This is a genomic window from Streptococcus sp. HMSC073F11, from assembly GCF_001810785.1.
Lineage (GTDB): Bacteria > Bacillota > Bacilli > Lactobacillales > Streptococcaceae > Streptococcus.
This window is the reverse complement of the sequence record NZ_KV802690.1, coordinates 542,675-564,320: the sequence shown is the minus strand read 5'-3', so window position 1 is coordinate 564,320 and position 21,646 is coordinate 542,675. Positions and strand designations below refer to the sequence as shown.

General features: G+C 39.9%; 23 protein-coding genes. All 23 read right to left on the bottom strand.

The window, feature by feature from the left end; all coding sequences use genetic code 11:
• Positions 1–22: 22 nt before the first annotated feature.
• Positions 23–1,714: a lactose-specific PTS transporter subunit EIIC gene (locus HMPREF2764_RS04365; protein ID WP_070527454.1), complete on the bottom strand. Its 1,692-nt coding sequence runs from the start codon at positions 1,712–1,714 to the stop codon at positions 23–25.
• Positions 1,714–2,031: a PTS lactose/cellobiose transporter subunit IIA gene (locus tag HMPREF2764_RS04360; RefSeq protein ID WP_070527451.1), complete on the bottom strand. Its 318-nt coding sequence runs from the start codon at positions 2,029–2,031 to the stop codon at positions 1,714–1,716. Before HMPREF2764_RS04360 ends, HMPREF2764_RS04365 begins: the two co-directional genes overlap by 1 nt.
• Before the next feature lie 35 nt (positions 2,032–2,066).
• Entirely contained in the window at positions 2,067–2,903 is an 837-nt protein-coding gene (locus tag HMPREF2764_RS04355) for a PRD domain-containing protein (protein ID WP_070527448.1), read from the bottom strand.
• Positions 2,904–3,137: 234 nt separating this feature from the next.
• A complete protein-coding gene (lacD, locus tag HMPREF2764_RS04350) occupies positions 3,138–4,118 on the bottom strand; it encodes a tagatose-bisphosphate aldolase (RefSeq protein ID WP_001229114.1) in 981 nt (326 codons plus the stop codon).
• 1 nt (position 4,119) lies between these two features.
• Complete coding sequence (locus HMPREF2764_RS04345; RefSeq protein WP_070527445.1) at positions 4,120–5,049, bottom strand: tagatose-6-phosphate kinase; 930 nt, start codon at positions 5,047–5,049, stop codon at positions 4,120–4,122.
• 10 nt (positions 5,050–5,059) lie between these two features.
• Complete coding sequence (lacB, locus tag HMPREF2764_RS04340; protein ID WP_001216921.1) at positions 5,060–5,575, bottom strand: galactose-6-phosphate isomerase subunit LacB; 516 nt, start codon at positions 5,573–5,575, stop codon at positions 5,060–5,062.
• 148 nt (positions 5,576–5,723) lie between these two features.
• On the bottom strand, positions 5,724–6,149 hold the full coding sequence (gene lacA, locus HMPREF2764_RS04335; RefSeq protein WP_000029277.1) for a galactose-6-phosphate isomerase subunit LacA: 426 nt from the start codon (positions 6,147–6,149) through the stop codon (positions 5,724–5,726).
• A 285-nt stretch (positions 6,150–6,434) separates the two neighbouring features.
• On the bottom strand, positions 6,435–7,331 hold the full coding sequence (locus tag HMPREF2764_RS09620) for an aldose 1-epimerase family protein (RefSeq protein WP_083306589.1): 897 nt from the start codon (positions 7,329–7,331) through the stop codon (positions 6,435–6,437).
• 100 nt (positions 7,332–7,431) lie between these two features.
• Complete coding sequence (locus HMPREF2764_RS04325; protein WP_049486886.1) at positions 7,432–8,907, bottom strand: PTS galactitol transporter subunit IIC; 1,476 nt, start codon at positions 8,905–8,907, stop codon at positions 7,432–7,434.
• A gap of 47 nt (positions 8,908–8,954) precedes the next feature.
• Positions 8,955–9,260, bottom strand: coding sequence for a PTS sugar transporter subunit IIB (locus tag HMPREF2764_RS04320; RefSeq protein WP_000590547.1), 306 nt, complete (start codon positions 9,258–9,260; stop codon positions 8,955–8,957).
• Positions 9,261–9,298: 38 nt separating this feature from the next.
• The gene (locus tag HMPREF2764_RS04315; RefSeq protein WP_070527442.1) at positions 9,299–9,775 is read right to left on the bottom strand and encodes a PTS sugar transporter subunit IIA; all 477 of its coding nucleotides are present in this window, start codon (positions 9,773–9,775) and stop codon (positions 9,299–9,301) included.
• A gap of 261 nt (positions 9,776–10,036) precedes the next feature.
• Positions 10,037–11,860 carry a translation elongation factor 4 gene (lepA, locus tag HMPREF2764_RS04310; RefSeq protein WP_070527439.1) on the bottom strand — a complete coding sequence of 608 codons (1,824 nt, stop codon included), beginning with the start codon at positions 11,858–11,860 and terminating at the stop codon, positions 10,037–10,039.
• Between the two features lie 78 nt (positions 11,861–11,938).
• Positions 11,939–12,667, bottom strand: a complete 729-nt coding sequence (locus HMPREF2764_RS04305; protein ID WP_070527436.1) for a metallophosphoesterase family protein — start codon at positions 12,665–12,667, stop codon at positions 11,939–11,941.
• Positions 12,668–14,335, bottom strand: coding sequence for a DNA repair protein RecN (gene recN, locus HMPREF2764_RS04300; RefSeq protein ID WP_070527434.1), 1,668 nt, complete (start codon positions 14,333–14,335; stop codon positions 12,668–12,670). It abuts the gene before it with no gap.
• Positions 14,336–14,341: 6 nt separating this feature from the next.
• Complete coding sequence (locus tag HMPREF2764_RS04295; RefSeq protein ID WP_001034390.1) at positions 14,342–14,773, bottom strand: arginine repressor; 432 nt, start codon at positions 14,771–14,773, stop codon at positions 14,342–14,344.
• On the bottom strand, positions 14,766–15,581 hold the full coding sequence (locus HMPREF2764_RS04290) for a TlyA family RNA methyltransferase (protein WP_070527430.1): 816 nt from the start codon (positions 15,579–15,581) through the stop codon (positions 14,766–14,768). The genes HMPREF2764_RS04295 and HMPREF2764_RS04290 overlap by 8 nt, the downstream gene beginning before the upstream one ends.
• Positions 15,574–16,449, bottom strand: coding sequence for a polyprenyl synthetase family protein (locus HMPREF2764_RS04285; protein ID WP_070527427.1), 876 nt, complete (start codon positions 16,447–16,449; stop codon positions 15,574–15,576). Before HMPREF2764_RS04285 ends, HMPREF2764_RS04290 begins: the two co-directional genes overlap by 8 nt.
• Positions 16,446–16,658, bottom strand: coding sequence for an exodeoxyribonuclease VII small subunit (locus HMPREF2764_RS04280; RefSeq protein ID WP_000043226.1), 213 nt, complete (start codon positions 16,656–16,658; stop codon positions 16,446–16,448). The genes HMPREF2764_RS04285 and HMPREF2764_RS04280 overlap by 4 nt, the downstream gene beginning before the upstream one ends.
• Positions 16,636–17,976: an exodeoxyribonuclease VII large subunit gene (gene xseA / locus HMPREF2764_RS04275; RefSeq protein ID WP_070527424.1), complete on the bottom strand. Its 1,341-nt coding sequence runs from the start codon at positions 17,974–17,976 to the stop codon at positions 16,636–16,638. Before xseA ends, HMPREF2764_RS04280 begins: the two co-directional genes overlap by 23 nt.
• Positions 17,977–18,104: 128 nt before the next feature.
• Entirely contained in the window at positions 18,105–18,743 is a 639-nt protein-coding gene (gene udk, locus HMPREF2764_RS04270) for a uridine kinase (protein WP_001181372.1), read from the bottom strand.
• Positions 18,744–18,857: 114 nt separating this feature from the next.
• Positions 18,858–19,736 (bottom strand): tRNA pseudouridine(55) synthase TruB, encoded by an 879-nt coding sequence (gene truB, locus HMPREF2764_RS04265; RefSeq protein ID WP_070527879.1) that lies wholly within the window; start codon positions 19,734–19,736, stop codon positions 18,858–18,860.
• Positions 19,737–19,756: 20 nt separating this feature from the next.
• Positions 19,757–20,842, bottom strand: a complete 1,086-nt coding sequence (locus tag HMPREF2764_RS04260) for an AAA family ATPase (RefSeq protein WP_000622662.1) — start codon at positions 20,840–20,842, stop codon at positions 19,757–19,759.
• Complete coding sequence (locus tag HMPREF2764_RS04255; protein ID WP_001288177.1) at positions 20,843–21,643, bottom strand: hypothetical protein; 801 nt, start codon at positions 21,641–21,643, stop codon at positions 20,843–20,845.
• Positions 21,644–21,646: the final 3 nt, after the last annotated feature.

Below are 21,646 nucleotides of genomic sequence, written 5' to 3'. Positions count from 1 at the left end.
GACTATTTCAGAGTCCCTATCGTTAATCGAATTGAGCTTGTACAAATGCAAGAGCACCTTTTCCATCACGAGTTAATTTGATGTATTGAGCGCCTTCTGTTTTCGCTAGTTTAATACCGAGCTTATCTGTTTCTGCTTTCATGTCTTCAAAGTTTGAAGCAACTTGAGGGGCAAGGATAACAAGATCAAACTCTGGCAACATTTCACGGTGAGCACCATAGCCACCTGCTGCTGCTTTCACAGGGACATTGTATTCTGCAGCTGCCTTATTCAAAGCATTCGCAAGAAGTCCACTTGTCCCTCCACCTGCACAGAGAACGAGGACATTTGTTTCTTCAGTGATTGTATTTTGAGCTGCATCGATACCCGCTTTTTCAAGAATAGCATCTGCTTTTGCAGTGTTGAAGTTTGCAGCAACTTTTTCTTTCAATTCATCATTGGCTTTACCAGAACGCTCTTCTTCAAGAATTTGTTCATCATAGACTTTAAGGAATGGATAGTAAATAACTACGTCAACTACAATTAGAAGGACAGCAAGAATGAATGATAGAACTTGGAAGTTTGTACCAAGAACTAGACCTAGTGGAGCTGGAGTTGTCCATGGTAGATTAGCAGTAAATGAATTCATTCCAAGAGTTTCAATAAAGAATTTAAAAATCCATACGTTGGCAATTGGCGCAAAGATGAATGGAATAAAGAAGATTGGGTTCAAGACAAGCGGTGCACCAAACAAGATTGGTTCATTTACACCAAAGAAAGTTGGAACTACTGAAGCACGTCCGATTGCACGGTTACGTTTCGATTTGGTTAACCACATGAACATGAATGGAACAACCAGTGTCGCACCAGTACCACCCATGGTAACGATAAACATTTGTGTACCAGAAGTAAGAATCTTGTCAGCGTGCATACCTTGTTGGAGAAGGTTCAAGTTGACTTCGGCATTGGCATAGGTAATAGCTGCGATAGCGGGTTCAACGATAGATGGACCATGGATACCAACAAACCAGAAGAAGGCAAAGGCACCAAAGATAATGGTAATACCTAGATAGCCATCAGCTGCTGAGAATAATGGTGCAAAGAATTTACCGATTGATTCTGCTACGCTTGCACCAACAAAATGACGAGCTAGTAAATCAAGAACATATAGAGAAACAACTGAAAGAGTGAATGGAATCACATCTTTAAATACTTGTGAGATATTTGGTGGAACTTCGTCAGGCATACGAATAGTGACGTTGTTCTTAACACAAACCTTATAGATGGCTACAGTAACAAAGGCAGCAAGGAAGGCTGAAAGCAAACCTTTTGTCCCCAAGAATCCAGTAGCTAGGCCATTTTCGATAGGATCAGCTGCCAACATCAACAAACCAACAATTGCTGCCAAAAGTGTTGACATATAGTTGATTTGATTGGTTTTCTCCATGCTACGGTTTACTGAGTCGGTCAATGACTTAGCTGTTGTACCAGCTACCAAGAGAGCTAGAATCCCCATTGAATAGCTATAAGGTTTCATGAGGAGATTAACAACATCATCAGACCATTTAAAGCCCCATGAGTTTGGTACAAAGGCGATTAAGATAAAGATACTTGAGAAGAGAATAACAGGCATACCTGCAATGAAACCATCACGAATAGCACGAAGATAGATATTACGAGATAGTTTCTCAAAGAAAGGTTTTCCTTTCTCAATAAATGCAATTAGTTTATTCATTATTTAACTCCTCTCCTGTACAGTTCAATTAAATGGTGCATCAAATCTTTTAACAAAATAGTTGTCATCAAGTGGTCTTGGCCATGCATCATGGTCACACTATACGCTAAGTCCTCACCAGAAGCTTCCTTAGTCAATAGACTTGTTTGAGCGTGGTGAGCCTCTGCGATACAAGAACCAGCTTCCTCAACTAAGCTATCCGCTTTTGCAAAATCACCAGCTTCAGCAGCCTTCAAGGCTTCCAATAGTTTTGAACGAGCATCGCCCGCATAAGCTACGATTTCAAAACCTAACAATGTTACTTCTTCTCTATTCATGATAGAATTCTCCTTATATAGTTTTAAATAAATTTTTATGACAATAAACGTTGGATATGTAGAACTAGATAAACACGTTCACTTTTATACAAATCAAGACCCGTATGTTGCGTAATCACATCGTATATCTTGGAACCAATTTCAAACGCTCTTGGATAGGATTGTTTAATATGTTCTTCCATATCCAGAAGTGATTGGTTATCATCTCTGGTTCGGTCTAAATAATCCAAGAAATAATTCAAATGGATCATAAAGCGATCATAGAAATGATTATTCTCTTTGGTTCGTTGAATTGCATAGTCCTTTAGCACTTCTTCAACATTCCTGAGAATTTCTTTCCTCTTATCAATCGAATCAACTACTTGGACTTCATTCTCACCCTCAGCATTGATGAAATGATAAGCAATCCGAATAATTTCGTCCTCAGGAAAATGATCCGCTAGCTTCTGACGGTAAATTTCAAATGCTTCATTTGCGATTTGAAAAGCGACAGGATACTTGGCAGAAATATCTGGCAGATTACTATCCTTATACCTTCCTTGTGCTAGAGCTTGGTAAGAACAGTAAATATGATCTGTCAAGGTTACGTAGAGATACTCTTGAATCGGATAGTGATATTTCTTTGAAAGCTTATCAATGATCTCATAGGTCACTGTGATAAAATCTAGCGGAACATCTTTGAGAAGAGCCATAAAGTTTTCTCTGGACTCTTCGGTCTTCATCCGAAAGATTTTCTCAACCTGCTGTTCAGCAATCAAATCCCCCTTCTTCTTTCCAAATGCAATCCCCTTACCAATCACAATCACTTCTTCTCCTTTATCATTCCTGACAAGCGAAACATTGTGATTTATTGGATTTAGAATTCGATACATGTCAACCTCCTTTTATATTTTAAAGGTATATGAGTACAAAAAATGACCACAAATGAACTAGAAAATCATCCGATTTCTAATTCACCTGTGATCATGCCTAATATTACTTAGTAACACTCACCTTGTATTAACTTTTGATTTAAGTATAGCACAAGTAGGTTGTTTTGTAAACCTTTACATGCAACTTTTTTTAAAATTTTTTTAGATTTATGTTCCTAAATTAGGAGAAGCTTCTTACACACGTTCTTTCCATGATGTCGCTGTTGTTTGAAGAACTTTGTTGAGTTCGTCAATGTTTTCAAAACCAGTTGTGCGAAGCCATTCGCGAGCTGCTGCTTCACCATCTTTGATGTAAGCTTCAACTGATCCAGCCCATGTAGCACGGCCACAAAGAACGCCATTGAAGTTTGCACCTGATTCATGAGCAAATACAAGAGTATCTTGGAAAAGTTTAGCTGATACACCAGCACTCAAGTAGATGTATGGCAAGTTAGTTGCTTCATCTTGTGCTTTGAAGAAGGCTGCTGCTTCTTCACGTGTATAAACTACTTCACCCTCAGCGAAGCCTTCAACATATTTAATGTTAACAGGAACTTCTACTTTCAAGACATCAATGTTAAAGCGTGGGTCAGAGAAGACTTTCATAGCACCGATAACTTTGTGTGGTTTTACTTTAGCGTATTCTACAGAACCTGCGTCAGCAATTTTTTCATCGTAAGCAAGGATTTCAAGGAAGAATGGAATATCTTCAGCCACACATTCAGAACCGATGCGTTCGATGTAAGCTTGTTTTTCTTGGTTGAGTTCGTCTGAGCTATCTACGTCATAGTAAAGCAAGAATTTAACTGCATCTGCACCTTCTTCTTTAATACGTTTTGCAGACCAAACATCCAAGCAGTCTGGCAAGCGTTTTGTGCTTGTTGTATCATAACCTGTTTTTTCATAAGCAAGGAGAAGACCAGCTTTTTCATCAAGAGCTTTAGTCGCTGGAAGTCCATACTCAGGGTCAAGAAGCATTGATGAAGCGTATTTAGTCAATTCATCTGCTACCAAGACTTTCAGTTCTTCCATTTGAGCCACAGTTGGTTCTTCTGTTTGGTGTTGAGCCATGAGGCGTTTCAAAGCACCACGTTGGTCAAATGCAAGAGCTGAGATGATACCATTTTCATCAGAAAGTTTTTCTAAGCGTGCACGTTTTTGTTCTGTTAAAGCCATTTTATACCTCTTTTACTATTAATTGATCATATAGAGCTTGATAGTTGGCCATGTTGACATGGCCAGTCATTTTTTCTTGAGCATTGAGCATACCAAGGACATTTGCCTTGATGAGTAGTTCTGCATCCGATTCTTTATGAAGAAGTCCTGAAGAAATCCCTGCCACAGTAGAATCTCCAGAACCGACAGGGTTGACTACCTGGATTCTAGGAATATCTACCTTGTAGAAAGTGTCCCCATGTTTGGCAAAGGCACCATTGGCACCAAGCGAAACGATAATCCATTCAATCCCTGCAAACAAAGGTTCTTGAAGGACTTCTTTTAATTCATCCAAATCCTCAGAAACTTCTCTTCCTAGAAGTTGAGACAATTCCTCATTATTTGGTTTGATGACTGTTGGTTTATGTGGTGATTCAAGAACCGCCTGAAGTGCTGCACCAGAGCAGTCCAAGACTACAGGTTTGCCAGCTTGATTCGCAAGTTCTACCAAGCTCGCATAGTAATCAACTGGAAGACCAGCTGGGAGACTACCTGAGATAGCTACTACTTCAACTGAGTCCAGAAGATTTTTGAAATGTTCCAAAAAGTCATGACTTTCCTGTTCCAAGACTACAGGACCTTTTTCAAGGACTTCTGTTTGGTTGTCTCCGTGCAGAATAGCGATACAGTTACGAGTCTCTCCCTGAATTGAGAAAAAATCTTTCTTAACATTATCATCGATATTTTCAACTAAAAACTCACCAAGTTTGCCACCAACTAAACCAGTAGCAAGAACAGAATCACCAAATTCTGAAAGTACTCGAGTAACGTTTAGTCCTTTACCACCAGCAGTTTTGGTTACATCCACCACACGATTGACAGTGTCAATTTTCAATTCATCCAAAGGATAAGAAATATCAATGGATGGATTCATCGTGACTGTTAAAATCATGCGTCACCTCTTAGTCGTGGTATTCACCGCGATCCCATTTTTCAAGGAATTCTGTAAAGAAGTTTGCATCTGCTTGATGAGCATTGTGAGTTTCAACGTGCTCAATTTTCGCAATCAATTTTTTGTTTTCTTCTGATGGTTTGTATTCAGCATTGATGAAAGCTTCAATGATATCACACATAAGCAGTTCACCAGTGATTTTACCACCAAAACCGATAACGTTAGCATTCAATTGTTCTTTTGCATAAAGAGCTGTTGTCATATCACGAACCAAGGCAGAACGAACACCAGGAACTTTATTGACAGCGTTGTTGATTCCAACACCAGTACCACAGATACATACCCCAAGATCAGCTTGACCGCTTGTAACGGCTTCACCAACTTTTTTACCAAAGATTGGGTAGTGAGTACGTGTGTGGTCATAGGTACCAAAGTCAATGACTTCATATCCTTTTGATTTCAAAAATTCTGAAACCGCCATTTTTTCATCTGTTACGATGTGGTCACATCCAATTGCAATTCTCATTAGTTATTCCCTCCGATTAATTATATAAATCTAATATCATTTATCCCTACTCAAGAAAAATCAAGATTAGCTTAGGAAGCGTGCTGCAAGCATAACTGAGGTTAGCTAAAGTGAGCTGACAACAGATTATCTTGATTTTTGAAGAGTATTAGCACATTTTGTTCAACATGTCGACCCTAATTTGGTGACGTCCACCATCGTATTTACCGTTAACAAATCCTTTAGCGATGTTTTTAGCCAATTCATCACCGACAAGTTGTGCGCCCATAGTGATCATACGTGAGTTGTTGTGTCCACGAGTCATATAAGCTGAACGTTCGTCAGATACTTCTGCAGCAACCATTCCTTTGATCTTAGTTGCGACCATAAATGGACCAGCACCGTAAGCATCAATCACGATACCAAGGTTTTGTTCTTCTTTGTTTACTTCTGCAGCAACAGCAAGAGTCACATCAACAAAGTCTTGACCTTCAGCTGTAACATCCACAACGTGGAAGTTTTCTTTTTCCAAGAAGTCTTTCACAACTTCTTTCAATCTCAAACCTGCAGCATCTGCACCGATAACAATAGACATATTGTATACTCCTTTTATTTTTCTAGGCTAGTAAAAACTTTAACAGTTAGCAGTTTACCTACAAAAAGTTTTCTAGCAGTTTATTGACAAATTGGATTGAATGAGATGAATGACACCTTATTCAAGTTTAGGAAACCAGTTCCCTAGAAATAATCCTTCTCCACGCAAGAGAATATAACAAGTGATTGTTTGTTTGTTACAAACATCATTTGTTGCTTACAAACATAATATACTCCTATTTTACGAAAAAGTCAACAGTTAATGTTTGTTTTTGTGTTTTTTAATCTAAAAAATTTCGATATCAAAACCAATTTGATCCACTTGACCAGGTTCTAGGAGAAGAACATTCTTCTTATCTTCTAGATGATCTCCTTCTTCAAGGGATGTTGACAAGCCAGACCATGGTTCAAAAGCAATGAAAGGACCTTTATTCAAAGTTGACCAGATAATGAGGTTTGGAAACTCTGCAAAGTGGACTTTCAATCCCTTATCATGTTTACGAGAACGAAGGGCAATTGTTCTAGATTGCAATTCATCTAAGGTAACTGCATCTGTGCTGAAAAGATCATAGCTGAGGTCTAATTCTTTTTGACCTTCTAGCCATGGACTTCTATCTTGGAAATCCAACATACCTGTTTCTGGGAAAGGACGTGGAACAGAGCAAGTCTCTTCTTTCTCAAACTCTAGATAATAATCTTCATAGACTTCATCATCAAGCAGAGGACAATTAAATCCTGGATGTCCACCAATAAAGTAAGGCATGACCTTGCTAGTTTCTTTATTGAAAATCTTGTATTGAGTCCGTACTGTTTTACCAGTAAGGCTATAAGTGATTTCTAGGCGGAAATGATAAGGATAGTTTTGATAGCTATTCTCATCGTCTTCAATTGCAAAAGTTACACTCTTGTCTGTCTGTTCAACTAATTCAAATTCTTTCTTACGAACCAAACCATGACGAGGAATGTTTCCTTTGCTTTCCTGTCCCTTCTCATCTATATAGAGGGCTGTATCCTCTCTTAATGAACCACAAATAGGAAAGAGAACAGGAGCTTGTCCACTCCAATATGTAGCATCTCCTTGCCACAAATACTCCAGTCCCTCAGCATCTTTTATAGAAGAAAGAGCCCCACCAAAACTGTTAAATTGAACTCTTAATTGTTCTGATTTTAATTCAATTACCATTATTTTCTCCGATTTCTTGATAGTTTATAAAAAACTAGGTTGTCACTCCTAATGGATGTCGACAACCTAGCTTTAACAATTTACATTTTATAGGAGCGCATTATTTTGCTTTTGCTGCGTACTCTTCGTTACGTTTGATCATTTGTTTTCTGTACCATGCAAAGATACCGATATAGAATACAAGGAAGACTACAGCACCAAGGATTGCTTTGATATCACCAGTTGTAGTGTTACCAATTGTCCAACCAAGAAGTTTTTCGATTGGTCCTTCAAGAGTTGAGTGAGTGATCAATTGAGTTTGGCTCACACCTTCTGGGAAGGCACCTACACCTTTAGCAAGTTCTGTTGCAAATGGCGCGATAAGTGTACCTGAAAGAAGGAAGAGTGGCAACAAGAGTGTTCCGAAGATAATCATACGGAGCAATTTACCACGTGTTACAACCAAGAGAGCTGGAGTAACACCCATAGCGATGATACCTGCAAGTGGCAAGATACCATTTCCGACGTTTGAAAGAAGCACAGCTTCAATCAACATAATTGGTGCAAGTACGTTTGCACAAGCCCAGATTTCAGCACGACCAGCGATGAATGGCCAGTCTAGACCGATGTTAAACTTACGTCCTTCCAAACGTTTAGTAGCAACGTTTGTAATACCTTGTGAAAGTGGTTCTACGGCTGCGATGAACCATGAACCGATAAGTGAGAAGAGTTCCAAAGCTACACCGGCTGTCAAACCAAGAGACAACCAACCTTTAATAACAAGTTCCCATGAAGATGCATCTTCTACTCCAGCAACTGGATGTGGAGTTCCCATCAAACCAATAACGATACCAAGAATGAAACCGATGAAGAATTTAGATCCCCAGAAACCGATTTTCTTGTTCAATTTTGCAGCGTCAAAGTCATATTTATCAAGACCTGGCAAAACTTTATCAAAAATCTTATCCAAGACCATGATAACTGGGTTCATCATGTAGTTCATGTGAGTTGAAGTCATTGGTGATGAACTTGGTGCGTTAAGAAGGTCGTCGAATGTTGGTTTCATCAAATCAGAGTTGATGATCTTCAAAATACCTACAAGTACAACTGCTGCTGTCGCGATGAAGAGTGAAACCCCTTGGCTTACACCATTGTTGTCTGCATACCATTTGATCAAAAGACCAGTGATTGACAAGTGCCAGATATCGAAGATATCGACATCAAGTGTGTCTGTTTTCTTCATTGCAAGCATCACAACGTTGACAATTAACATTACAAGCAAGAAGTAAAGTGTCCAAGCAGATCCCCAAGTGATGGTAGCAAGTGGTGCCCAACCAACGTCGGTGATGTTCAATTGAATACCAGTGTTTTCAACGAATTTTGCAAGTGATGCTGAGAAAGCACCATTTAACATACCGATGATGGCACCGATACCTGTAAGAGCGATGGCAAGTTTGATACCACCTTCAAGCGCTTTGGAGAATTTCACTCCAAAAAGTAGGGCCAACACTGTCAAAATGATCAGCATGATGATAGGGCCACCCATAGCCAAGATAGGTTTAAAGATATCGTTGGCCAGATTGATAATGACATCCATAATAGTTCCTCCCTTTTTATAGTTATATGAATGTTAACAAATTAAAATTAGCTTAATCCGTGTTCTTTGATAGCTGCTTCAATATTGTCAAATACTGGAGCACTCATAGCTGGGATACGGAATAAGATTGGTCCAGCTTCGATAACTGGAATACCTGGGTCAAAACCAAGGTCTGTAGCAGCAATTGGTGTGAAGATGTCATAACCTTTGATAAGATCTTCGTTAACGTCTTTTACCATAACTGCATCACAGTGAACATCAAAACCGCGGTTTGAAAGTTCTTCTTCAAGAGCACTTTTAATTTGGTGGCTTGAGTTAACACCTGCACCGCAGGCAGCAAGAATTTTAATCATATGGATTTCCTCCGATTTAATATTTTTAATAGACAAGATTAAGCAATTGCTTCAGCAATATAAGTATAGAGGGCTTCTGGTTCAGAAATTTTTGATAGGTCTTCAAGATGACCATTTCCAGTAAAGAAGTCCATCAACTGAGCAAGAATATTGGTTTGACTTGAACTTGAGTTATTAATGATAAAGAAGAGCAAGGATACTTCTACTTCCTTATCTGGCACAATCATATTGTGGAAAGTCACTGGTTTTTCTAATCGAACGACCACAACTTTTTCAGCTAGATTATGAACAATATCAGTATGAGGAATAGCCACATTCGGCAAATCCTTACCCAAAAATTCCATATCTAAGCCAGTTGGAAATGACTTTTCACGCGTGATCAAGGCTTCACGATAAGTTGGAGTTACGATTTCTCGTTCTTCCAATAAAGTTGCAACCTGATCAAAGAGATGTTCTTGATTATCCGCTTCTAAGCAAAACACAAGGTTTTTGTCAAAGAAATGATCTAATCCCATAAGGTTTTCCCTTCTTTCCATTAACTTTATGCTATAAGTATAACACTATATGAAATCGTTGTCAATAATTTTTTGTTGTTTTTTGTCCTTTTTTTGATTATTTTGTTTATTTTTTATCTTTACAACCAAAACAAACACTTAAAACAAACACTCTAAACGATTTAATCCTATTATAAATGCAAAAAACAGGCCTATTTAAGCCTGTTTTACTATTGATTCTTATGTAAGTTTCCTGTGAACAAGAAAAACAATTATGATAACTTATTCTTCATCCATGCTCAAGACGCTAAGGAAGGCTTCTTGTGGAACTTCTACTGATCCGATAGCTTTCATGCGTTTCTTACCAGCTTTTTGTTTTTCAAGCAGTTTACGCTTACGAGAAACGTCACCACCATAACATTTAGCAAGTACGTTCTTACGAAGGGCCTTGATATCAGTACGAGCCACAATCTTGTGTCCAATAGCTGCTTGAATTGGAACCTCAAATTGTTGGCGAGGGATAATTTTCTTAAGTTTATCAACGATGAGTTTTCCACGTTCGTAGGCAAAGTCCTTGTGAACGATAAAGCTGAGGGCATCCACCTTGTCTCCATTGAGAAGGATGTCCATTTTGACCAGCTTAGATGGGCGATACTCTGACAATTCGTAGTCAAAGCTTGCATAACCACGTGTCGAAGACTTAAGTTTATCAAAGAAGTCAAAGACAATTTCAGCAAGAGGAATTTGGTAGATAACATTGACACGGTTATCATCAATATAGTCCATCGTCACAAAGTCCCCACGCTTGCGCTGAGCTAATTCCATGACTGCTCCAACAAACTCTTGCGGCACCATGATTTGCGCCTTAACATAAGGCTCTTCAATGGTCGCAATCTTGGTAGGATCTGGGAACTCAGATGGATTTGACACATCCATAGACTCACCATCGGTCAAATTAACCTTATAGATAACGGATGGAGCTGTCATGATGAGGTCGATGTTGAACTCACGTTCCAAACGTTCTTGGATAACATCCATATGGAGAAGTCCAAGGAAACCACAACGGAAACCAAATCCAAGTGCCTGAGATGTTTCTGGTTCAAATTGGAGACTAGCATCATTCAGTTGCAATTTTTCAAGGGCTTCACGTAGGTCATTGTACTTGTTTGACTCGATAGGATAGAGACCCGCAAAGACCATAGGATTCATCTGCTTGTAGCCATATAATGGCTCAGCCGCAGGATTGGTTGCCAAAGTAACTGTATCACCCACACGAGTATCCTGAACCGTCTTAATAGATGCTGCAATATAACCAACATCACCAGTCGCAAGGAAATCACGACCAACTGCTTTCGGAGTAAAAATACCGACTTCGGTCACATCAAAGGTCTTGCCATTGCTCATAAGCTGAATCTTATCGCCAGGTTTGACCACTCCATCCATAACACGCACTTGGAGAATAACCCCACGGTAAGCATCATAAACTGAGTCGAAAATTAAGGCCTTAAGTGGCGCCGTCACATCACCCGTTGGTGCTGGAACTTTTTCTACAATTTGCTCGAGAATTTCTTCGATACCAATACCAGCTTTAGCTGATGCTAAGACTGCTTCACTGGCATCCAAACCAATCACATCTTCAATCTCTGTACGCACGCGCTCAGGATCTGCAGCAGGAAGGTCAATTTTGTTAATGACTGGCATGATTTCCAAATCATTGTCCAAGGCTAGATACACATTGGCAAGGGTTTGAGCCTCAATCCCTTGAGCAGCATCGACCACCAAAATAGCTCCTTCACAGGCAGCGAGTGAACGTGAAACTTCATAAGTAAAGTCAACGTGCCCCGGCGTGTCAATCAAGTGGAAAATATAAGTTTCCCCATCTTTTGCAGTATAATTCAGCTCGATGGCATTCAACTTAATGGTAATCCCACGTTCCCGTTCTAAATCCATGCTATCCAAAAGCTGGGCCTGCATTTCACGACTTGAAACGGTCTCTGTTTTTTCCAAAATGCGGTCTGCTAGAGTCGATTTCCCGTGGTCAATATGGGCGATAATAGAGAAGTTACGGATCTTCTCCTGTCGTTTTTTCAATTCTTCTAAGTTCATGATTCTCTTCCTTTCAGGGTATCTATTTATTATAAATTGTTTTTGACATTTTGACAAGACCATACCCTGCCAGGAGTACTAATCTTCAGCAACAAAGCCGTCATTTTCGATAAAGTGGTGTTCTGTCATTCCTTGGTCTGTAAAGACAATCCCATGAAGGACACCACCATAAACAGCTCCTCCATCCATTCCAATCTTGCCATCTTCTGTAGTCCAAAGCTCAGCAGTACCACGCTCTTGCTTCAGCAAACCATAAACCGGTGTATGTCCAAAGACAATGGTTTTCCCAGTATGATTTTCTGCTTCGTGGAATGGTTTTCTGAGCCAGACTTTTTTATAATCTGTGGTTTCATGCCAGTCATCCAAGGTCAAATCAATACCTGCGTGAACAAAGATATACTTGTCTGTCTCTACCACAAATGGCATTTGACGAATAAATTCGACCAAGTCTGCCTCTTCAGTAGCAACACGCTTGGCATCTTCTACCCCATCAACCGGTGCATCCAAGGGACGACCTAGGATAGAGTTAATGGTTGTATCTCCACCATTGCGACGATAATGGTCATAGCTTTCTTCTGGGTTATCGAGCCAAGTCAAAAACATATACTCGTGGTTTCCTGATAGACAGATAGCCCCTTGATTGTCCACTAAGTCCTTAACCATTTCAAGAACACGGCGACTATCTTCACCGCGGTCAATCAAATCCCCTAGAAAGAGCAATTTGGTCTGACCATCCCAGGTTTTGAGAAGGTCTTCCAGCATACCTGCTTTTCCATGGACATCTCCAATTACATAATAGTCTGTCATTTATTTCATCCTCGTTTGCAATAATTCTCTGGCTTGGGTAAGGGCAGCTTCAGTTACATTTTCCCCAGCCAACATCTTAGCTACTTCCTCTACTCGCTCTTCTATAGTCAAGAGACGAACCGTCGACACCGTAGAATGCTCATCACTAATCTTCTCAATAAAGAATTGATAATCCGCGATGGCAATTACTTGTGGTAGGTGAGAGATTGCTAAGACTTGGCCATGCTGGCCAATCTTATGAATCTTCTGTGCAATGGCCTGAGCTACACGGCCTGAAACTCCCGTATCCACCTCATCAAAGACAATACTTGTCTTGCCCTCTTTACGTGAAAAGGCAGACTTAATGGCTAGCATGAGACGAGATAATTCCCCACCAGATGCAACCTTGACCAAGGGTTTAAAGTCTTCACCAGGGTTGGTTGAAATATAAAACTCAACCATTTCATTTCCCTCACGACTGAATTTGCCCTTGCTAAAACGAACCTGAAACTGGGCTTTTTCCATATAAAGGTCTTGCAGTTCTTGTTTAATCTCAGCTTCAAGCTGCTGAGCCAAATCATGACGAGCAGATGCAAGCTGACCTGCCAAGTCGACAAGAATAACTTCCAATTTCTTGAGCTCCGCTTCCATGTCCTCAGACGAGAGATTATTGCCTGTCAAGAGATTGTATTCTTCCGTAATCTTGGCAAAATAAAGCAAGACATCATCAACAGTCCCACCATACTTACGTGTAATGGTATGAAGGAGATCCAAACGATTCTCGACCTGCATGAGACGATTACCATCAAAATCAAGGTCCTCAATGATTGCTTCCAAACGTTTGCTTATATCTTCTAAGACATAGTAGGTCTCAGACAGAGAGCTTGAAATTTCACGGTATTCAGGGTCGTACTCTTCGACACTTTCCATGTCATTCATGGCTGAACGAACATTGGCCAGACTTGAAAAGTCTTCATTGTCCAACATGCTATAGGCATTGGTCAACGTATCCGCTATATTTTTATGGTTGAGAAGTTTCTCTCGTTCTTGGTTGAGAGCTAAGTCTTCACCAGCCTGTAAGTTCGCTGCCTCAATCTCTGCCATTTGAAATTCCAACATCTCAATACGAGCCTTATGTTCCTGCTGGTTTTTCTTGACTTCCAAAACCTGCTTGCGCATTTTGCGATAGGCATCAAAGCTCGTCTGATAGGTCTCCTTCAAGTCCAAGAAAGTAGCATCACCAAACTCATCCAACATCTGGATGTGCAGTTGAGGACGCATTAACTCCTCTTGGTCATGCTGACCATGGATATCCACAAGGTGTTGCCCAATGGCACGCAAGACAGAAAGATTGACCATCTGACCATTCACGCGACTAACACTACGACCATTTTGCAAAATTTCCCGGCGGATGATAATCTCATCACCCAATTCTAAACCTTGCTCTTCAAAAAGTTCCTGTAAAAGGCGACTATTTTCAACCGAAAAAAGCCCCTCAATCTCTGCCTTTGGCGCACCATGACGAATAACGTCTGTCGTTGCACGAGCCCCCAACATGAGATTCATAGCGTCGATAATGATAGACTTTCCAGCACCCGTTTCCCCGGTTAAAACAGTCATACCCTTTTCAAAATTGAGCGAAATCGCCTCAATAATGGCAAAGTTTTTTATCGAAATTTCAAGTAACATACTGACCTACCATTTTTTGACTTGTTCAACAATTTCCTCAGCTGCCTCTGCTGTTCTAGCTACAATTAAGATAGAATCATCATCAGCTAGACAGCTAAAAATCTGTTCAGAAAATGCTTCAACCAACTGACTCTTCACAAAAATAGTATTTCCAGGAATGACAGCAAGGTTAATCATATTTCCCATTAACTCAGAACTCACAATATTGTCCTCAGCCAATTGCAAACTCTTGACGATTGATTTTGGCAACTCATAGATATAGGTGTTGTTCTTCAAAGGAATTTTAACAATCCCAAGCTCCTTGATGTCCCTTGAGACAGTGGCTTGAGTAGCAGAAATACCTGCTTCCTTCAAATGCTCAACAATTTCTTCCTGAGTCCCGATTTGATAATCCGTAACAAATCTTCTAATTTTTTCAAGTCTCTCTTTTTTATTCATCTTTAAATTCTCTATGTGCTCTCTCTACAACTTTTTCTATTTCAGGGGCAACTTGGTTACTTGCTCCCTCTTCCTTTTTCAAATATACCAGAAATTCGATGTTTCCATGTCCACCTTGGATTGGTGAATAGTCTAATCCAAGCACTGAAAAACCTTGTTCAACTGCCATAGCAGTGACAGATTCAAGGACAGTTTGATGAACCTTAGCATCTCGAATGATTCCATTTTTCCCAATCTGCTCACGACCTGCCTCAAACTGAGGCTTAACTAAAGCCACGACCTGACCTTGTTCAGCCAACACACGGTGTAAGGCCGGAAGAATCAGACTGAGGGAAATGAAACTCACGTCAATACTGGCAAAGCTCGGTTCCTGCTCGAAATCAGTCTTTTCAGCATAGCGGAAATTAAACTGCTCCATGCTAACAACCCTTGGGTCCTGGCGTAGTTTCCAAGCCAACTGATTAGTACCAACATCAACCGCAAAGACTAACTCAGCACCATTTTGCAGCATAACATCGGTAAAACCTCCAGTAGAGGCACCGATATCGATCGTTGTAGCTCCTTCCACTGACAAATCAAAGACCTGCAAGGCCTTTTCTAATTTCAAGCCACCACGGCTGACATACTTGAGTTTCTCCCCCTTGAGTTTTAGCTCGGTTTCATCTGGAATTTTCTCTCCTGGCTTGTCAAACCGTTCTCCATTCAGGACTGCTACGACTAGGCCAGCCATGACACCACGCTTGGCCTGCTCTCTCGTTTCAAACAAGCCCTGTTTATAAGCTAGTACATCCACTCTTTCCTTAGCCATTGATTCTCAAACTTTCTACTACTTTCACAATCGATTCTATTTCAAAGGGAACCTGCTGGGCAATTTCTTCTAATTTGGCATTAGCTTGATCCAAGGTTTGGTTACAAAAGGCAATTGCCACTTCCAAGCCCAATAAGGCAGGGTAGGTTGATTTTTCTGCCTGTAGATCCTTTTGTGGTGTCTTACCGATTTCCTCAAAACTAGCTGTCACATCCAATACATCATCTCGAACTTGAAAAGCAAGCCCAATCAATTCCCCAATAGTTTTCAGTTTTGCCTGCATTTCAGGTTCCAATTCGGCTATAATGGCTGCAGCTTGGAAAGGATAAGCTAGTAATTTTCCAGTCTTATTAGCATGAATGGTCTGAAGTTCTTCCAAGGACAAGTGCTGGTGTTCACCTTCCATGTCCAAAACTTGCCCTGCCACCATGCCTAGACTTCCTGAAGCAAGAGATAAGTTGGCAATCAAGTCAACCTTTATCTGACTTGGCAAATCTGCCTGCGCTATCAAGGCATAAGGATCTAGGAACAAAGCATCTCCAGCCAAAATGGCCATAGCTTCACCAAATTTCTTATGATTTGTCAAGCGTCCCCTACGGTAATCATCATCATCCATAGCAGGAAGGTCATCATGAATCAAGCTCCCTGTGTGAATCATCTCCAAGGCCGCAGCTACCTGTGCGTGAGCAGGTTTAATAGCGACCTGCAAGGCTTCCAGAACTTCTAACAGAAGAAAAGGTCGAATACGCTTGCCACCAGCATGAATAGAATAGAGAACAGACTCTCGTAAACTAGAGGCAAACTGCTGGTCTCCATAAAAATCTTCCAAAGCCGACTCGACAAGAGCTAATTTTTCTTGCTTCTTCATTCAAAATCACTTTCTGTTCCATCTTCTTGCATAACCTTGACCAAGGTCTTTTCAGCCTTGTCTAAGGTCGCTTGGAGTTCTTTTGACAAGACCATACCCTTTTGAAAGGCCGCAATCGCATCTTCCAGAGCAATTTCACCGTTTTCCAAACTTTGGACAATGGTCTCCAGTTCTGCTAGATTTTCCTCAAATTTCTTTTGTTTTGACATCTTTAACCTCTAATTCTACTTGACCATCTCGCATCAAAAGCGTCACTTGGTCTTTTTTATTCAACATCTCAACCGAATCGACTACGGACTCTTCTTTTTTGACAATTGCATAGCCACGCGCCACAATTCGACTGGTATCCAACATGAGCAAGGCTTCTGAAAGTCGCTTGACCTCCGCAACCTTGGCGTCATAAACCAGCGCCATTTGGCTACGTAGGAGCTTGTCCAACTGAGCAAGCCGGTCCTGATAGCGTTGGATTTTGGGAACAGGTGATAATTGCACCAATTGGTGTGTCCTTGCTTGGACTAAATGTTTACTATCAGAAATCCGTGTTCGCAAACTCTGTTTTAATCGCAGTTGCAGCTGATCCAAGCGTTGCAAATAGCCGTCATACAAGCGCTCTGGCTGTCTAAAGATAACTGACTGACTACATTTTTTCAAAGATTCTTGTTTCTTAGATAGGACATTTCGGACTGCTGTTGCCATCCGCTTTTCTTGATTTTGCAAATGGGTCAAGAGATCCAACTTAGTTACAGGTGTTGCTAGTTCAGCAGCTGCTGTTGGCGTTGCAGCTCGTCGATCTGCCACAAAATCTGCCAAGGTCACATCCGTCTCATGCCCCACACTAGAAATGATTGGCAAACGAGATTCAAAAATAGCTCGTACCACAATTTCTTCGTTAAAGGCCCAGAGATCCTCGATAGAACCCCCACCACGACCAATAATCAGCAAATCCAAATCGTCACGTTGATTGGCACGCGCAATATTCCGCGCTATTTCCTCAGCAGCTCCATCTCCTTGCACCTTGGTCGGATAGAGAAGAATGCCAACACCTGGAAAGCGTCTGCTGACGGTCGTGATAATATCTCGAATAACAGCTCCACTGCGACTGGTTACCACACCGATTCGCTTAGCAAACTGGGGAAGAGGTTGCTTGAACCGTTCTTGAAAAAGACCTTCTTCCGTTAGTTTTTTCTTTAGTTGTTCAAACTGAATCGCTAGCGCCCCAACCCCATCAGGCTCAGCTTTTTCAATGATGATAGAGTAGCTACCGCTTGGTTCATAGACCTGCACACGCCCAATCACATTGATTTTCATCCCTTCTTCGAGGTCGAAACCTAATTTCTGATAAATCCCTGACCAGATGGTCGCTTGAATAACTGCATGGTCATCTTTTAAAGAGAAATATTGGTGAGTAGGTCGTTTACGAAAGTTGGAAACTTGACCAGTTAAATAGACCCGTTCCAAGTAAGGGTCTTTATCGAATTTCATTTTCAGATACTTGGTCAAAGTTGTTACTGATAAATACTTTTCCATCTCCACCTACTATTCATTTTCTTGCTTTTCCATGGGTATTATTATACCAAAAACATGCTTAAAAATCACCTTTTTCCTACTGAAACTAAAGGAAAAATAGAAAAAGGAGGCTAGGCCTCCTCATCTGATTATTTACTGTTTCGCGCTTCTTCCAAAATCTTTGCAATTTTTGTCGTCAAAAGGTCGATAGCAACGGTATTGCTGACTCCCTCAGGAATGACGATATCGGCATAACGCTTAGTCGGCTCGATAAACTGGTGGTACATAGGTTTAACTACACCTAAGTACTGCTCAATGACACTGTCAAGGCTACGTCCACGCTCTTCCATATCACGCTTGATCCGACGAATAATGCGCACATCATCATCAGTATCCACAAAAATCTTGATATCCATCAAATCGCGCAGACGCTTGTCCTCCAAGACCAAAATTCCCTCAACGATAAAGACATCTTGAGGCTCCTGACGATAGGTCTTGCTACTCCGAGTATGCGCTGTATAGTCATAAGTTGGAATGTCCACCGGACGCCCTGCCAACAATTCCTTAATCTGCTCGATCATCAAGTCTGTATCAAAGGCAAAAGGATGATCGTAGTTGGTTTTGACACGCTCTTCAAAAGTCAAGTGAGACTGATCCTTGTAGTATGAATCATGCTCAATCATGGAAATCTTTTCATCAGGGAAATGCGATAAAATGGCTCTTGAAACACTGGTCTTACCACCACCAGAACCACCTGTCACTCCGATAATGATTGGTCTATTTTGCATGCTATCCTCCGTTTTTTTATCCGTCGTCTATTCTATCACATTTTTTGCAAAATTTATAGTCTGATTTTGGATAGTCTAGGGGAAACATCAATCTATCCCCACAATCTAGTGAAACTAGCTAAAAACCTTCCTTGGTTTGTAGAAATTGCCCCTTTTTTCTAGAATGGCTAGCAATGTATCTCCCTCAAAGGCAGCCAGTTCTTGGTCTGTTTGGTCTAGCTCGATAAAACGACCAAACCGCACTTCTGTAGCCTCTTCTGGAGTTAGGAAAACTTTGACAAGGTCCCCTGTTCCAATTTCAAGAGGATGGAGAAAGTCCAGTTGCCCGACATCCACTTTTTCAGCAATTTCGTCCAAGGTAAGAGCATCCTCCAGTTGTAACCCTGCAGCACTAGTCCGTGTCAAATGGGACATATGGGCCGCATAACCCAGCTTCTTACCTAAATCAACCGATAAGGTACGGATATAAGTCCCCTTACTGCATTTCACACGAAAGGTAAAACGCGCAAGTTCGCTCTCATAAGAAATCGGACTTGTCCGTTCAAATTGATAAATAGTCACCTGACGTTCTGGACGCTCCACTTCCTGACCAGCACGCGCATACTCATAAAGCTTGCGACCATTGACCTTGACAGCCGAGTACATAGGCGGAATCTGAGTAATAGGCCCAGTCAGACTCGCAATCGCTTCATCGACAGTGGTTTCATCCAAGGGCGACAAAACAGGTGTCTCTGCGACCACTTCTCCACTGGCATCCTCAGTCGTCGTTGAATAACCAAGAGTGATCTCCCCCTCATAGACCTTACCCTCATCCTGCATGAACTCGACCATGCGGGTCGCCTTGCCCACCGCAATGGGCAAAACACCCAACACATCTGGATCCAAGGTCCCACCATGACCAATTTTCTTGGTTCCCAAAATCTTACGCAGCTTAAAAACAGCGTCATGCGAGGTCATCCCCGCTTCTTTTTTTAAATTGATAATACCGTTCATGTGTTGCTTTCTGATTTCATTCATGAAATATCTTCTTCAAGAATTGTAATGTAATTATCTTTTGTAACAAAAGATAATGTGGCTAATCTTCTTGCTTGGTTCATAACTATCCTATCAAATACATTTCTTACAAATCGCCCATTTGCATTTTTATTTTCAGGATTGTTACTATGTAATTCTAAATATTTTTTTAATGTTTCTTTTGCAGAATCATGCAAAATGTATTCTTCATTTTTACAATGTGAAAGAAAAATGTCAAACATTTGGTCCACAGTATAATCTTCAAACGTAATAAAATAATTAAATCTTGATTTTAACCCAGGATTAGATTCAAAAAATTTTTTCATCAATTCATCATATCCAGCAACAATAACCACCAAATCATCTCGATAGTCTTCTAATGCTTTAGTTAACTCAGTTAAACACTCTCGACCATAACTATCACTTTTATCGTTTTCAGTAATACTATATGCTTCATCAATAAACAATACACCACCTTTGGCTTTTTGTATCAATCTCTTAACTTTAGAAGCCGTTTGTCCTTGATATTCTGCTATTAAGTCTGTTCTACTTGCCTCAATAAAGTGGCCTTTACTTAATATTCCTAATGACCGGTACATATTCCCAACGATTCTAGCCACAGTAGTTTTACCAGTACCTGGATTACCTAAAAACGCCATATGCATCGTTCTATTTGTTTTTTTAAGACCGATTTTTTCTCTACTTTGCTGAACTTTATTAAATGCGACTAGATCTTCAATCTCTTTCTTCACATTTTCTAAACCTATTAATGACTTTAAATCATTTGCTAATGCTTCAAATGATTTATTATTTGTTTCTTTCAAAATCAAATAATTTGTATCAATAACTCTAGAGCCAAGATATTTATACAATAATTCCAATATGCTAGTTTGCTTATCTTTGATTGTAGAGAATGTCTCTTTAGTAGTTAAGTTTCCTAATCGTTTTATAAACTCTAAGTCAGCATTTTTAACATTATCAACAATATCTTGAAGAATTACTTCTAATTCATAAGTACTATTTGTTAAATCATCAATTTTCTTCACTTCTGATTTTAACAACTTTAAATAAGTTTCACTAATCATCTACATTCCTTTAAACAATAGAAATAATACTATTAAAACAACAGCGACTACAAGAGTATAGAATCCTTTTCTTAGAAAAACAATCTCTTTTTGTTTCTCTTCTAGTTTTGTTTCAAGACTTTCAACAATTAACTTTAGATTATCTCTCTCTGTTATTGATTTATTATTGATTTCATCAAGGAAATTTTTAAAATTATTTTGTTTTTCTTCAACTTGTAAATGCAAATCGTTAAAACTATTTTCTATTTTCACTAATGTTTTTAGATTCGCTTTTAAAGTATCAATTTCAATTTGAATTTCACTTTGCTTCTCTTCAAGTTGTTCTAACTCTTCTAGCTTTTTATGATGTTTCTTCAATATATCAATTAAATCTTTATTCTGGTTAAAAACGTCATCTAATAGTTTTTTATTACCAGTTTGATATTCTTCTATCTCGTGCAATCCCTGCATAGCTTTATCATTTGCCTCTTTGGCTGCAATCAAAGACTTTGAAATACTTTGAATATACTCATCATCCAATATTTGGAAAGTTTCATAAATGGTATTAAATTCCTGAATAATCTTTTTAATATGCTTGTTTTGTTCAATCATTCTATTTTGAACAGCATCGGTGAGAGCATTTAAATCCTTACCTTTAACATCATATTCCATACCAATAAATCCTAGCATAGGATCGTCTTGTGGGACAGTCGGTAAATCTGATTGTTCTGGAATTTCTTCACTAAAAGCTTTCAACGCTTCTTTTTTTTCATTAAATCTTTCAGACTTTGCTAAAACCTGAATCTCTAATTCTTCTGACATAAC